This is a genomic window from Chitinilyticum piscinae, from assembly GCF_015223195.1.
GTDB classification, from domain to species: Bacteria; Pseudomonadota; Gammaproteobacteria; order Burkholderiales; family Chitinibacteraceae; genus Chitinilyticum; species Chitinilyticum piscinae.
The window spans coordinates 816,355-830,622 of record NZ_JADFUA010000001.1; the positions used below are offsets into that span (position 1 = coordinate 816,355).

13 protein-coding genes are annotated in these 14,268 nt (G+C 60.4%); 8 read left to right on the plus strand and 5 right to left on the minus strand.

The features are described 5' to 3' along the window. The first annotated feature begins 83 nt into the window (after positions 1–83). Positions 84–1,538 (plus strand): NAD-dependent succinate-semialdehyde dehydrogenase, encoded by a 1,455-nt coding sequence (locus INR99_RS03755; RefSeq protein WP_194114939.1) that lies wholly within the window; start codon positions 84–86, stop codon positions 1,536–1,538. Positions 1,539–1,656: 118 nt separating this feature from the next. Next, on the plus strand, positions 1,657–2,058 hold the full coding sequence (locus tag INR99_RS03760) for a hypothetical protein (protein ID WP_194114940.1): 402 nt from the start codon (positions 1,657–1,659) through the stop codon (positions 2,056–2,058). Positions 2,059–2,286: 228 nt separating this feature from the next. On the opposite strand, the gene INR99_RS03765 is transcribed toward INR99_RS03760, so the two are convergent. Next, positions 2,287–2,643, minus strand: coding sequence for an HPF/RaiA family ribosome-associated protein (locus INR99_RS03765; RefSeq protein WP_194114941.1), 357 nt, complete (start codon positions 2,641–2,643; stop codon positions 2,287–2,289). Positions 2,644–2,748: 105 nt separating this feature from the next. On the opposite strand from INR99_RS03765, the gene INR99_RS03770 reads away from it, so the two are divergent. Further along, positions 2,749–3,624 (plus strand): LysR substrate-binding domain-containing protein, encoded by an 876-nt coding sequence (locus INR99_RS03770; RefSeq protein WP_194114942.1) that lies wholly within the window; start codon positions 2,749–2,751, stop codon positions 3,622–3,624. A gap of 121 nt (positions 3,625–3,745) precedes the next feature. Beyond that, positions 3,746–5,491, plus strand: coding sequence for a glycoside hydrolase family 18 protein (locus INR99_RS03775; protein WP_194114943.1), 1,746 nt, complete (start codon positions 3,746–3,748; stop codon positions 5,489–5,491). Between the two features lie 64 nt (positions 5,492–5,555). Here INR99_RS03775 and INR99_RS03780 read toward each other — a convergent pair whose 3' ends face one another. Both INR99_RS03780 and INR99_RS03785 read right to left on the minus strand, forming a co-directional pair. Continuing rightward, complete coding sequence (locus INR99_RS03780) at positions 5,556–6,746, minus strand: glycoside hydrolase family 18 protein (protein WP_194114944.1); 1,191 nt, start codon at positions 6,744–6,746, stop codon at positions 5,556–5,558. Positions 6,747–6,806: 60 nt separating this feature from the next. Next, a complete protein-coding gene (locus tag INR99_RS03785; RefSeq protein WP_194114945.1) occupies positions 6,807–8,024 on the minus strand; it encodes a glycoside hydrolase family 18 protein in 1,218 nt (405 codons plus the stop codon). A 207-nt stretch (positions 8,025–8,231) separates the two neighbouring features. Here INR99_RS03785 and INR99_RS03790 point away from each other — a divergent pair, with 207 nt between their 5' ends. Further along, positions 8,232–9,377: a THUMP domain-containing class I SAM-dependent RNA methyltransferase gene (locus INR99_RS03790; protein ID WP_308431433.1), complete on the plus strand. Its 1,146-nt coding sequence runs from the start codon at positions 8,232–8,234 to the stop codon at positions 9,375–9,377. 54 nt (positions 9,378–9,431) lie between these two features. Here the strand turns inward: INR99_RS03790 and INR99_RS03795 are convergent, their stop codons facing one another. Further along, a complete protein-coding gene (locus tag INR99_RS03795; protein WP_194114947.1) occupies positions 9,432–10,034 on the minus strand; it encodes a GGDEF domain-containing protein in 603 nt (200 codons plus the stop codon). Positions 10,035–10,168: 134 nt separating this feature from the next. Here INR99_RS03795 and INR99_RS03800 point away from each other — a divergent pair, with 134 nt between their 5' ends. Both INR99_RS03800 and waaA read left to right on the plus strand, forming a co-directional pair. Next, positions 10,169–11,206 (plus strand): glycosyltransferase family 9 protein, encoded by a 1,038-nt coding sequence (locus tag INR99_RS03800; protein WP_194114948.1) that lies wholly within the window; start codon positions 10,169–10,171, stop codon positions 11,204–11,206. Further along, the gene (waaA, locus tag INR99_RS03805) at positions 11,203–12,474 is read left to right on the plus strand and encodes a lipid IV(A) 3-deoxy-D-manno-octulosonic acid transferase (RefSeq protein ID WP_194114949.1); all 1,272 of its coding nucleotides are present in this window, start codon (positions 11,203–11,205) and stop codon (positions 12,472–12,474) included. The genes INR99_RS03800 and waaA overlap by 4 nt, the downstream gene beginning before the upstream one ends. Here waaA and INR99_RS03810 read toward each other — a convergent pair. Further along, the gene (locus tag INR99_RS03810; protein WP_194114950.1) at positions 12,457–13,338 is read right to left on the minus strand and encodes a DMT family transporter; all 882 of its coding nucleotides are present in this window, start codon (positions 13,336–13,338) and stop codon (positions 12,457–12,459) included. The genes waaA and INR99_RS03810 overlap by 18 nt on opposite strands. A gap of 105 nt (positions 13,339–13,443) precedes the next feature. On the opposite strand from INR99_RS03810, the gene INR99_RS03815 reads away from it, so the two are divergent. Next, entirely contained in the window at positions 13,444–13,962 is a 519-nt protein-coding gene (locus tag INR99_RS03815; protein WP_194114951.1) for a hemerythrin domain-containing protein, read from the plus strand. The last annotated feature ends 306 nt before the right edge of the window (positions 13,963–14,268 follow it).

Genomic DNA, 14,268 nt, shown 5'->3' on the forward strand with positions numbered 1-14,268 from the left:
GTCTGTATGGTCGGTGTAAGCACTGCCGCCAGGGTCTGGATGTGTTAGGGTGCGCAGCATCAGTGCTCATTCTGGGGTTAGCCATGCTGGATCTTGCCGATGCTACTTTGTTGCAGACGTCTTGCCGTATCGGTTCCAGGCGAATCATGGCGAGCGATGCACTGGGCATCCCGGTTCGTAATCCGGCTACTGGCGCCTGCATTGCCAGTGTTCCCCGGCTTGGGGCTGCAGCGACCAGGGATGCCGTCGTGGCTGCCGAGGTGGCTCTGCCGGATTGGCGCGCCCGTTCGGCCAAGCAGCGTTCCGTGCTATTGCACCGCTGGTATGAGCTGGTGATCGCCACGCAGGAAGATCTGGCGCGCATACTCACCGCCGAACAGGGCAAGCCACTGGCGGAGGCGCGTGGCGAGATTGCCTACGCGGCCAGTTTCATCGAATGGTTTGCCGAAGAGGGCAAACGGCTCGATGGACAGGTGCTGCAGCATCCACAGCCGGACCAGCGCATTCTGGTATTGCGCCAGCCGGTCGGGGTCACGGCAGCCATCACGCCCTGGAATTTTCCGGCGGCGATGATCACCCGCAAGGTCGCGCCCGCACTGGCTGCTGGGTGCACCATGGTGCTCAAGCCCGCCAGCCAGACACCGCTGACCGCGCTGGCGCTGGCCGAGCTGGCTAGCCGTGCCGGTATCCCCGACGGAGTGCTGAATGTGGTAACCGGCAGTGCCGCCGAAATCGGTGACGAACTGGCGAATAACCCGGTTGTGCGCAAGCTCAGCTTCACGGGCAGCACCGCAGTAGGCCGGACACTGATGGCGAAGTGCGCTGGAACCATCAAGAAGCTGTCGCTGGAGTTGGGCGGCAATGCTCCTTTTATCGTTTTCGACGACGCCGATCTGGATGCCGCGGTCGCCGGGCTCATGCAAGCCAAGTTCCGCAATGCCGGGCAGACCTGCGTCTGCGCCAACCGCATCTATGTGCAGGATGCCGTCTACGAGCGCTTTGCGGAAGAGCTGGCTCGTGCCATGCAGGCGCTGCAGCTGGGTAACGGGATGGACGCTGGTATAACGCAGGGACCGCTGATCGATGAGGCTGCGGTGCGAAAGGTGGAAGAGCACATCGCCGATGCACTGGCTCAGGGCGCGCAGTTGCGGGTAGGGGGGCAGCGGCACGCGCTGGGAGGTACGTTTTTCCAGCCGACACTGCTGACCGGGGTGAATGCGGGCATGCTGATTGCCCGCGAGGAGACCTTCGGCCCGGTTGCGCCCTTGTTCCGCTTCCAGGATGAAACGGAAGTCATCCGGCAGGCCAATGCCAGCGAATTCGGCCTTGCCGCGTATTTTTACAGCCGCGATTTCGCGCGCATATTCCGGGTGGCGGAAGCGCTGGAAAGTGGCATGGTCGGCGTCAATACCGGGCTGATTTCCAATGAGGTCGGACCGTTTGGCGGCATCAAGCAGTCAGGTCTCGGGCGGGAGGGATCGCGTTTCGGCATCGATGAGTACGTCGAGTTGAAATACCTCTGTCTGGGTGGTTTGTAATGCAGCTTCCGAATTCCGGGGTAGTAATTCGATTTTAGGGTATATGCGTAGGGGCGTCTCTTTGCAAGGTCTATGGTTAAATACATTCCAGTGTATGTGGGTGGCGTTGGGGATGCTCATGGCTCAGGGCGTGGGCGCTGCCTGCAAACTGAGTGATCTGCCGTCCGATGATACGGTGTCGACGCAAGCCGGTCCGCTTGGCCTAGAGGGGCGCGATGGGGATGCGCAGAATCCGTCCTGGCTGGGGCCGGTTCGTGCAGGCCGATGCGAGTTGAGCCCGCCGCTGTTCAGCGGGCCGCTGGCGCTGGGGAACGGACGTTATCTGTTTCTGGTGTCCTATTCCGGCAGCCAGCAGCGCGTGGAGGTGTATGACCTGCTCCATTGCCGGCTGCATGATCGCAGCGCGGTGCTCTACGGCAAGGCGCAACGGCTTGGTGCGCGGTATGTCTTCAGCGGCACAGCCGAAGGACGCCAGAGCTTGCGCATCGACGCGCACTGCCGTTTGCTGCGCGAGCAATGAAAACGGGCCACCCGAAGGTGGCCCGCAGTCTGGAAGGGCTGGCACTCTAGCGCCGGTGGATCTGCACGGCCCGGGCTCTCTGCCCGCGGTAGTATTTATCGAAACGATAAAACGCATAGAGTAAGGAGATGGCTCCGGCTAGTTCGAGTACCAGGTTGAACGTCGACAAATAAAGCCTCCTTGGTGTTACGGTTCGGTGATGCGCAGCGCTCCGGCCGCGCGGCATGCTCAGGCCGGCTCGGCCTCAGTCAGCAGCAGTTCGGGTTTCTGGCGCCGATGCGCGCGGGTTTCGCGCTTGAACATTCGGTCCAGACTGTGCGCGGCAATGTGTGCGGCGCGGTCGATGGCGGCGAGCAGGTCAATGCCATGTTCGGTGACGACGATGGGCTTGTGGCCGGGTACCTGCAGATGGATCTGGCAGGCCTTGTCGATGCCGCCCTTGCGGCCATTGAGGTCATTCAGGCGCACGGTCACGCTGCCAACACGCTGTTGCAGGCGATCCAGCGCATAGCGGAGCCGGTTCATCACATAGTTGAGGGTGTTCTGGTCAAGCTTGAGATTGCGAACAATGATTTTCGGCTTCATGGTGTTTGCTCCTTCTGCAAGAGACGGTTTCATCCTACCTAGGTGCTGTAGTCGAATAAATCGAATAAAGTTGGAGTTATCCTCCATTTTTATTGGATTGATTTTGTGAACTTCCGCCTCAACTTCCACCACCTCCGTTACTTCTGGCATGTGGCCCGCGAGGGCAGCATTACCGGTGCAGCGGGCAAACTCGGCCTGCGGGCGCAGACCCTCAGCCATCAGATCAGCCAGCTGGAGCAGCAACTCGGCCGGGCGCTTTTTGCGCCGCAGGGGCGCGGCCTGACGCTGACCGATACCGGGCGCGAGGTATTGCGCTATGCCGACCAGATTTTCCTGCTGGGTGAGGAGCTGCTCGACAGTCTGGAGGGGGACAGTGCCCATCCGGGCTTGCGCCTCAGTGTCGGAGTCACCGACGTGGTGCCGAAGAATATCGCCTGCCAGCTGCTCGGGCCCGCGCTGGCGCTGCCCCAGCCTTTGCGCCTGACGTGTCACGAGGGCAGCTCGGACGAATTGCTGGCCGAGCTGGCACTGCACCAGCTCGATCTGGTGCTCAGTGATCGCCCGCTGGGCTCTGCCAGCGCCCAGCAATTTCACTGTGTCGAACTGGCCCGCTGCCCGGTCTGGGTCTTCGCCGCGCCGCTGCTGGCGGAGCGCTGGGCGGATAATGGCCTGGATGGCGCCCCCTTTCTGCTGCCCTCGCGCGGCAACATGTTGCGCAGCCGGCTGGATCAGTGGTTTGCCACCGAAGGCTTGCGCGTAAACGTGGCCGGCGAATTCGACGATATTGCGCTGCTGCAGGCCTTCGGACGCCGCGGTCTGGGGCTGTTTGCCGCACCAGCATTTGCGCCGGACGATCTGGCTGGGGATGGCAGTCTGCTTGGAGTGGGCTTGCTGGAAGGGGTCGAGGAAAATCTGTACGCCATCACCACTCCGCGCAAACGCGATCATCCGGCCGTGCGCGCGATCCTGCGCGAGCAGTAATCAGAATCCCTACATCAGGCAGGGTCATGCTTGCGCGCCGGGCAAGACAGGCCTAGGCTCGTTCTGCATAACAAGACATGCCAGTTATTGGCAATTCCACAACAAGGACGAGGATAGATCGATGAAATTGCTGCTCCTGCCAGCTTTGCTGGCTGCGGCCTTTGCCCAGGCGGGCGAGCCGGTATTTACCGAAGATTTCGAAAGTGGTGACCTGAATGCCAAGTGGGTCGGCCAGAATGGCGATGGCTCGGTACCGATGCATGTGAGCATCGTTGATGATCCACTGCGCCCAGGCAACAAGGTGGCCCGTTTCGACAAGCCGGTATTCGGTGGCGATATTTTCAGCAAGGTGACGCTGCCGGAAGGCAAGTACATCATCAAATTCGATTATCTGGGCATGTGCGGCAATGATTGCGGCGGCACGGTGGGGACCACCACGGATTTTCCCGGTCGTGACAAGTGGATTGCCGGTACGGCCAAGTCGGGCTTCCCGAATCGCATCAAGGATTCCAAGAAATGGGAAAGCTACGAGTTTGATTTCAAGTTGCGCGAACCGATGCACCTGGCTATCGAGCAGTGGGTGCAATCGAATGGCGAAGGCAAGGATATCTACTTCGACAATATCCAGATCCTGACCGATGACGGCAAGCCGGCTGCTGAAGCCAAGCCGGCGGCTGCGGCTGTGGTGGCCAATGCCGTGGCGGCACCCGCCAAGCCGCAATGGGTGGGGTATTTCACCGCCTGGGGGCATGGCGATGGTTTCTACGTGAAAAACATCGAAACCAGCGGGCAGGCCAAGAAGCTCACCGTGATCAATTACGCGTTTGCCAATGTGGTGAACAACAAGTGCGTGATCGGCCAACCGGATGACGACTACCTCAAGCCGATCCCCTCCGAATATACGCTGGATGGCAAGGAAGACAAGGGTGACAACGGGTTGTTTGGTCACTGGAACCAGCTCAAGCAGCTCAAGAAAGCCAATCCCAATCTGAAGGTGGTCATCAGTCTGGGCGGCTGGACCTGGTCGAAGTATTTCTCGGATGCGGCATTGCCGGCCAATCGGGAAGCCTTCGTCAAATCCTGCGTCGACCAGTTTGTGAAGGGTGATGTCGAGAAGGGCGGCAAGATCGTGCCGGGGCTGGCCAAGGGGGTGTTTGACGGTATCGACATTGACTGGGAGTACCCGGGCAGCTCGGGTAATGCCGGCAATATAGTGCGCGCCGAGGATACCGAGAACTACACGGCACTGCTGCAGGAGTTCCGCAAGCAGCTCAATGCGGTCGACAAGAACTTGCTGCTGACCATTGCCGCTCCGGCGCCGTCGAGCAAGACTGCCACCATCGAACTGAACAAGATCCACGCCCCGCTGAACTGGATCAACATCATGACCTATGACTTCTCGGGCGGCTGGTCGAGTGTCACCGGGCATAATGCAAATCTGCTGGGCACCAAGAAGGACTCGGGTTCGGTGGATGGATCCGTGAAGGACTATCTCGAGGCGGGGGTGCCGGCCAACAAGATCGTCGTGGGGGTGCCGTTCTATGGCTACGGCTGGAAGGTGAGCAAGACGGACAACAACGGCATGTATCAGGCCGTGTCCGCCAAGGCCAAGGGCAGGCTCGAAGAAGGCCAGGACAAGTATGACGTGGTCAAGACCAAGCCGGGCAAGCTGTTCCGTGACGAAGCAACCCAGTCGGCCTGGAAGTTTGATGGCAAGGAAGTCTGGACGTTTGATGATGCCGACACCATGAAAGCCAAGGTTGATTTCGTTAAGAAGAACAAGCTGGCTGGCGTGATGGTGTGGGAGTTGTCCGGTGACAAGACCGGTGAACTTACCACCCTGATCGGTAACGAACTGGCCAAGTAAGGGTGTCAGGCCACAACAAAAACGGGAGCCTCGGCTCCCGTTTTTGTTTGGCTTCCCGAAGCAATTACTTGCCGGTCGGGCGCAGCGACTGGTTGATCTGCTTGAGCAGCGTTTCCTTGCGGTCGCCGGACAGTTCCCAGATCATCGCGCCACCGAGTTTCTTTTCCTTCAGGTAGTCCAGCTTGATCGCGAGCGACTGGCTGTCTTCATAGGTGACGAACTCGCCGGTTTTCGGGTTGAACAGATAGGGGACCTTACTCTTGTCATTCCAGTAGCGGGTAAAGCCATCCTTGTCGACCATCTTCTTCTCGATCTGGCTGTAATCCAGGTTGCCGTCTTCCCAGCTGCCCCGTCCCTTGCCGGCACAATCCTGATACTCGCCGTTGTTGTCGGGCTTGCAGCCTTTCCAGCTGTAGCCGTAGAACGGAACGCCAAGGACAATTTTCTGCGATGGCACGCCTTCGGCGATCAGCATGTCGACCACCTTGCTGATGTTGTTGTTGGGGTTGTTGGCTTCGCGGGTGTAGGCCGGATCGTGATAGAGCGGCGCGACATGCCCGGAATGCTTGTTCCAGCCGCCGTTATAGTCGTAGGCCATCAGGTTCATGAAATCGACGACCTTGGCCACCTTGCCCATTTCGGTGTTTTTGATCCAGCGCTCGCCCGGGCCGATGGCGGTGGTGAGCAGGTAGGATTTCTGGTCTGCCTTGCCGGCCACATCCAGAGCTTCGCGCAGTGCCGTCATCAGCAGGGTGTAGTTCTGCTTGTCCTCCGGACGTTCGATATTGCCGGCATTGCCACCGGTTACCGGGAATTCCCAGTCGATATCGACGCCGTCAAACTTGTGCTCACGGATAAACTCAACTGCGCTGTCGGCAAAGGCCTTGCGGCTTTGCGGGGTCAGCGCCACATCCGAGAAATTCTTCGACCAGGTCCAGCCACCGACCGAGATCAGTGTTTTCAGGTTCGGATTGTCCTTTTTCAGGCTGCGCAGCTGACGGAAATTGTTGCGCCCGCTGGTGTCGACATTGGCATCGCCCACCACGACCCGGCCGCCTTCGATATTGGCAAAGGCGAAGTTGATGTGGGTGAGCTTGTTCGCATCGATGTCGTTCGGGGTGTAGCCGCGTCCGTAGGCGCCCCAGGAAATCGCGTAACCCACGATCTTGTAGTCGGGATCGGCGGCCTGGGCCGAAGGCATCAGCGGTGCCAGCATGCCGCCAGCGATGAGTGCGCACACGAGGATTTTCTTCATGGGTATATCCTTTAAGTGTTTGTTGGTGAATGCGTTGGTGACTATACGGTCTTGTGTATATTACTGGGCCAGTGCGGCGTTCAGCGGCTTCAGCAGTTCGGCATCCATGTCATGGGCGTATTCCCAGATCATGATGCCGCCCAGCTTGTGCTCCTTGGCATACGCGGCCTTGGCGGCCAGGCTTTCGGCGTCTTCATAGGTGATCATTTCGTCGCCGTTGTACAGCCAGGGCGCTTTGGCGACATCATCCCAGTAACGAGTGTAGCCGGCTTCCATCAGTTTTTTGATATCTGGCCAGCTGATGCCGTCCTCATACGCGCCGCTGGCAAATTTCTGGAACAGGCCATTGTCCTTGTTTTCCACGCCCTTCCAGGCACGGCCGTAGAACGCGGTGCCCAGCAGCAGCTTCTCGGGCTTGATGCCGTAGTTCAGGTAAATCTTCATGCCCTGGTCGGCGCTCCAGCCGCCCCAGGCCGGATCGTCCGGGCGCTGGTAGAGGTTGGCGTGGTGACCGGTCTGCTTGCTCCAGGTGCCGGCCAGGTCGTAGGCCATCACTTTGAGGAAATCGACCGCCTTCACGATGCGGATGATGTCGTTCTTCTGGCCGAACCACGGTGTGGCCGGCACGGCAACCGATAGTTCGTAGCGTTTCTTGGTTTTCTTGCCCAGCTTGTCCAGTGCCGCACGGGTTTCTTCCAGCAGCGCCGGGTAGTTGGCACGGTCGCGCGGATGGGTGCGGATCGGCAGTTCCCAGTCCGGGCCGACCGGGTATTCCCAGTCGATATCGACGCCGTCCAGCTTCTGTTTCTCCACGATGGCCAGCACGCTCTTGATGAACTTGGCGCGGGTGGACTTTTCCATGGCCAGCTGCGAGAAGCCATCGGCACCCCAACCGCCAACGGACAGATTGATCTTCATCTTCGGGCAATTCTGCTGCAGCTTGGCCACTTCGCCCCACAGCGTCTTGAAGGCCGGAATCGTGCCGGTTTTGGTCGAGTTCGGGCGGTCTTCCAGGTCGGGGATATAGACATCGGTGCCGTTGCGGATCAGCCCGAAGCTCAGATTGAGTTTGGTCAGCTGGTCGCAGCGGATCTGTTCGGCGGTCCAGCGTTTGCCCGCGTCCATGTCGGCCGGGGTGGAGCCGATCGGCCAGGTGCGGATATAGGCGACAACCTGCTTGTCGTGCGATGCCACAGTGGCTTCGTCAGCGGCCAGGGCGTTGCTGCCAACCGTGCCCAGTGCGCTGATGCCCAGCAGACTGATCAACAGGGACTTCATCATGTGTACCTCGATCTTGGCAAAAGCCTCAGTGTAGTGAGCTTGTGCCGACTACGCGGTACGGGATGGCGGCAATGTTGGCAATTTGCCACGCCTTCCGTCCGGCAGCTCGATACACCCGGCAACAAGAGGCCGTTGCGGCTTCGGCTACACTAGCGTTTTGCCGTGGCCGGCTCTGGTCGCGGGCGTGTTTTCCGGAGTATGACCTTGCTGCAGACCTTCCAGTTTTTTGCCCCCTGTCCCCGTGGTCTTGAAGCGCTGCTGGCGCAGGAACTCAGCCAGCTTGGCGCGCGGGATGTGCGGCCCAGTGATGGCGGGGTTGCCTTTGCCGGCGCGCCGATGCTGATGTACAAGGTGAATCTGCAGTCGCGGCTGGCCAGCCGGGTGTTGTGGAAGCTGGCGGAGCGCCCCTACCGCACGGAAGAGGACATCTATCAGCTCGCTCGCGGTGTTGAATGGCCGGCGCTGTTTGCCTTGGAAAACACCATCAAGGTCAGTGTCACCGCGGTGAAATCGCCGCTGCGCAGCCCGGAGTTTGCCGGCCTGAAGGTCAAGGACGCCGTCTGCGATGCGTTCCGGGCCAAGACCGGTGCGCGCCCCAGTGTGGATACGCAAGAACCGGACATGCGCATCCAGCTGTTTCTGACTGACCGCATGGCCGTGGTGTATCTGGATACCTCGGGTGAGCCACTGTTCAAGCGCGGCTATCGCCGTGAAACTGGTGCCGCCCCGCTGCGGGAAAATCTGGCGGCCGGCATCGTGCAGCTGAGCGGGTGGAATCCGGATGAGCCCTTGCTCGATCCGATGTGCGGCTCGGGAACGATCCTGATCGAGGCCGCCATGCTTGCTCGCAAGATCGCGCCGGGTCTGAAGCGTTCGTTTGCCTTCCAGCAATTCCGCGATTTTGCGCCGGCCATCTGGCAGCGCATCAAGGATGAAGCGATTGCGGCACAAACCGGCCAGCCGCTGGCGCTATTCGGGCGTGACATCGATGCCCGCGCCTTGCGCCATGCCGAAGCGAATATGCAGGCTGCCGGCGTGGCGGATGCCATTACCCTGCAGCAGGGCGATTATCTGGATGCGGCAGCACCTGCTGACCATGGCGTGCTGGTAACCAACCCGCCATATGGTGTGCGGCTGGAAGAGCAGCAGCACCTGATGTCGCTGTATCCGCAATGGGGCAATGTGCTGAAGCAGTACTTTGCCGGCTGGCGCGCCTACTTTTTCACTGGCGATATGCAACTGGCCAAGGTGATCCGGCTGAAAGCCAGCAAGCGCACCCCCTTGTTCAACGGTGCGCTGGATTGCCGTCTGTTCGAGTTCGTAATGGTCAAGGGCGGAAATCGCGATTGATCAGGGTATTGCCACGGATCTCAATGATTTGAATATGTCTGGCGGCATGGCTGCTTAGGTATCAGCCTGTTCGCCATACAGCATCACCAGATTGTCGCCTTTCTTGTGTGCGTGTTCGAGGGTGGCTTCGGCCGCCAGCAGCAAATCTTCCAGGGTCATGGTTTCTTCGGTGATTTCGCAGGCAGCAATACTTACCGACACCGGTGCCGGGTGGGTACCGACCATGCAGCCGGATTCGGCAACCCGTTTGCGGATCCGCTCGGCGACGATGGCTGCGCCCCCCAGGCTGGTATCGGGCAGCAGCAGCGCAAGCTCTTCGCCGGCGTAGCGCCCGGCCAGATCGAAGTCGCGGATTGACAGGCGGATCTGGCTGGCAACATATTGCAGCGCCAGGTCGCCCCCGCTCTGCCCGAACTGGCGATTGATGTCCCGCAGCCGGTCGATGTCCATCAGCAGCATCGAGATCGGCCGCTGGGCGCGTTGCGAACGGTTGACTTCGCGCTGGGCCAGTTCCAGGAACTCCTGACGATTGAGCAAGGCGGTCAGCGGGTCGCGAACCCGCTCTTTGGCCAGTTCGTGGCGTGCATCGCGCAACTTGAGCCAGAGAAAAATGATCGCCAGCACCAGCAGGGCGAGCAGGATGGAAAACAGTGGCATGGGGAAACTCCCGAGTGGCTGTTTTGAGCATAGCAGCCGCAGCGGCGCGTGCAGGCTGAACCCTTCCCGACGGCAAGAATCTGAAGGTTTGGCGATGCGCAGACCGTATTCCCCTTGCCTGCTAGAATGCGCCCATGACTGCTTCTGCACCTGCTTCCATCTGTCTGGTTCGCTTGTCGGCACTGGGCGACCTTTTTCTGCTGCTGCCGGCGGTTCAGGCTCTTTGTGATGCCTTGCCGGAGGCGCGGATTACCTGGCTGATCGAGCGACGTTTTCTGCCCGTGGTGCAGCATCTGGCCGGGCGCATCGAGCTCTATCCGGTCGATGGCCCGCGTACGCTGGCAGAATACCGGCGTATTCGTCGGGATTTTGCCGGGCGGCATTTCGATGTACTGCTGGCCATGCAGGCCAAGTTGCGCAGTAATCTGATCTATCCTCTGATTCCGGCAAGTCGCAAGATCGGCTTTGACGATCGTCGAGCCCGCGATGGCCACGGCTGGTTTGTTGACGAGCGCATTGCCCGCGCCGATGAGCATCTGGCTGATGGTTTTCTGGCCTTTATGCGCCAGATCGGCGTCATGGCCGTCCCCCGGAACTGGGCTCCGCCTTTGACCTCCGAGGCGCTGGTGTGGCGCGCCCGGCTGCTGGGTGATGAGCCATATCTAGTTATCAACCCATCCGCCAGCAAGGCCGAGCGGGACTGGCCGTTGCCGCAGCAGGAGGAGTTCCTGCGCCGTCTGCCGGAAACTGGCTGGCAGGGGCGGGTGGTGATTACCGGGAGCAATCCTGAGCAGTCGGCAAGACTGGCGGCCTGTGTTCCCAATGGGAACGGGCTTAGCGTCGCCGGCCAGACCACGCTACCGCAACTGTTTGCCTTGCTGGCTGGCGCGGCACTGCTGGTGTCGCCCGATAGCGGGCCAATCCATATCGCCCGTGCATATGCGGTGCCGGTGGTTGGCCTCTATGCGGTCGCCCGATTGGGGCTATCCGGACCCTGGCAGGCTACGGAGTATTGTGTTGATGCTTATGCGCAAGCGCTACAGACCCTGCTGGGTAAGAACCCTGCGATCGCGGACTGGCATCAGCGTGTGCATGATCCTCGGGCAATGGCGCTGATTCCGGTCGACTCGGTGCTCGAACAGACCCGCAGGGCACTGGGTGTGCGTTCATGATGGCACGCCTCATCTATCGACTGCTGTTGTGGTGTGCCTTCCCGCTGATCTGGCTGTATCTGCTGAAACGGGCCCGCAAGCAGCCTGCTTATCGTGAGCATTGGGCGGAGCGCTTGGGTTTCTATCCAGTGGCCCCGCAGGCGAAACGCTACTGGATTCATGCGGTGTCGGTGGGTGAAACACGCGCTGCCGCGCCGGTGATCCGGGCTTTGCGCGAGCGTGACCCGGAAGCCGAAATTCTGCTGACGTGCATGACGCCGACCGGGCGCGAAGCGGCTTGCGAGGTATTGGGCGGGAATGGTCGAGTCGCCTACCTTCCCTATGATTACCCCGGGGCGGTATTGCGTTTCCTGCGACATTGGCAGCCCCGCTTTGGCTTGATCATGGAAACCGAGATCTGGCCCAATCTGATTCATGCCTGTGCCGATCGCGATATTCCGCTATTGCTGGGCAATGCCCGTCTTTCGGAGCGTTCTGCCCGAGGCTACCGACGGGTATCTGCCCTGGTTGCGCCTGCATTGGCGCGGCTCGCCGGGGTGTGGGCGCAAGATAGAGAGGACGCTCGCCGGCTGGCACAGATCGGCGCTCAGAACGTGCAGATCATGGGAAGCGTGAAATTTGACGTTACGCCACAGTCCGAGCAGCAGGCACTGGGGCGGCAGTGGCGTGAGCATTGTGGTGTGCGTCCGGTGCTGCTGCTGGCGTCAAGTCGTGAAGGGGAAGAGTCTCTTTTGTTGCAGCAGTGGCTGCCAGTTTGGCCGCAGGATTTGCTGCTGATTATCGTCCCCCGGCATCCGCAGCGTTTCGATGAGGTGGCGGAGCTGCTGCGAGCGCATGGCCTGCGAATCCAGCGCCGCAGTGAATGGGATGGCCTTACCGTACTGAGTCCGGCTGTACAGGTGCTGCTGGGTGACTCGATGGGCGAGATGGGGGCCTGGTATGCCGCCATGGGGGTGCATGCGGAGCCCGTGTTGATGGGGGGGTCGCTGCTGCCGTTTGGCAGTCAGAATCTGATCGAGCCTTGCGCACAGGGCGTGCCGGTCGTGCTGGGGCCTTCGACGTTCAATTTTGCCGCAGTCGCCGAGGCGGCATGTGCCGCCGGTGCCGCCCGGCAATATGGTGATGCCACAGGGGCCGTACAGGCGGCGCTGCAGTTGCTGGATGCCGCGGATGAGCGTCAGGCGATGGCTGCCGCCGGGATTGTATTTACCGCCTCGCATCGGGGGGCAACGGCGCGGCTTCTGGCGGGATTACCATTGGCGAAGTGAGCGTCGGGCGTGTTGCGCCAGCAGGTGCAGCAGTACACCACCCAGAATCAGGGCGCTGCCTTGTCCCAGACGCGGTGTGATGGTTTCGTTATTGGCAATGTGGCCCAGCCACAACGCGGTTGCCGGGGTGATTAGCGATATCAGCGCCACCGATAGCGGTCGGCACGACTGGATCAGTCGGTAATAGATACTGAATCCCAGTGCTGAACCAATCACTGCCAGATATAACACGGCGCCCAGTGTCGTGGCAGGTGGAGTTGCTGCCGGTAGCTGGGCGCCAGTTCCGAGCCAAGTCAGCAAAGTGATGGTCGAGCATACGACCAATGCGCCGCCGTTGATGGCGGCCGCCGGCAATCCGACACTGCTGCGCTTGAGCCAGACGGCGGCTCCCGATTGCAGTGCTACCGCCAGCAGAATAACCAGCACGGCCAGCCAGCCTCCCGGGCCTGGATGCAGGTGTTCCGCAAAGATCAGCCCCAGCCCGGTCATCCCGCAGATCATCGCCAGCAATTCACCTGCACTTAATGCTTCATCAAGCCAGAGTCGGGCAAACAGCGCTGTCATCAGCGGAATCAGACCGAAGAGGACAGCGATCAGCCCGGAAGAAACATGTTGCGCGGCCCAGTACGTGCAGAGCATCGAGCAGGCTGATGCGCCGCCGGCAATCAACTGGTTGCGCCGCAGCCCAGTACGTTGTGCGGCGGCGGTGCTACCCCAGCGCAACCATACGCCAACGACGAGCGCAGCCAAAGCAAAGCGCAGCGTCACAGCCAGCGTTGGGGGTAGTCCATTAACACTCCATTTGATTGCCAACGGGGTGGTAGTCCAGAGCAGGGTGAGGAATACGGCATAGATCGCGTTCATGAGCTGCAGGATACTGCATCGCTGCGACAGAGGGCGTGACGGCGCAGAGCGCGGAAGGAATTAATCCGAGTAAAATACTCGGATTAAGATCAGGAGGGCTGAGGCATGGTAATTACGATTGGGGCAACGGCAGGGCCGGGATTCGATGAGCCGATGGCATTGCTGGCAGCCTGTCACGACCGGGTGCGCCACTACGCGCTCCTCGCCGAGAAGCTTGCGCTGCATGTACAGCAAAATGGCAACGATGCCATGGCGCGGGAAGCGGCCAGTTCGATCCTGCGTTACTTCGATATAGCGGCGCCCTTGCATCATCAGGATGAGGAAGAGGATTTGTTTCCTGCGCTTTTGGCTGTCGCGGATGCTCAACTCAACCGGGTCATCCGAGATATCGAGGCGGAGCATGCAGCATTGGGTGAGCTCTGGCAGAGCTTGCGCTGCCAGTTGGTGAACGTGCGCGATGGGGGTGTGCAGCTGGATGTTTCGCTCGCCGGCGAGTTTGCGCGCCGCTATCCGGAGCATGCAGCACGAGAGGACATGGAGATCTATCCCCACGCAACGCGCTTGTTACCAGAAGCTGAACTGGTGCAAATTGGACTGCGTATGGCAAATCGACGAGGGGTATAGCCGGAAACCCCTTGCATGCAGCGCGGCTCCCGCGAATAGGTGGCGCCCTATTGGGTTTCGGTTGGATGGGTTACTCAGGGCGGGGCGATGTCTGTAGTTTGGGGGTCTTGCAAAACAACGACTTATCGACTTGGTGTGCAAAATTGTCGGGCGGGGTGTTGACGCTTCGAGGGTTGGGTCGTATAGTTCGGCCTCTCTGCTGCTGACGCAGCGAAACAAACGAAGCGAAACGACGAGTTTAGCGAGTTTGGCGGCGTCAGGGCAACGATCTTTAACAAATTACAGCCGATGAGTGTGAGTGCTTGG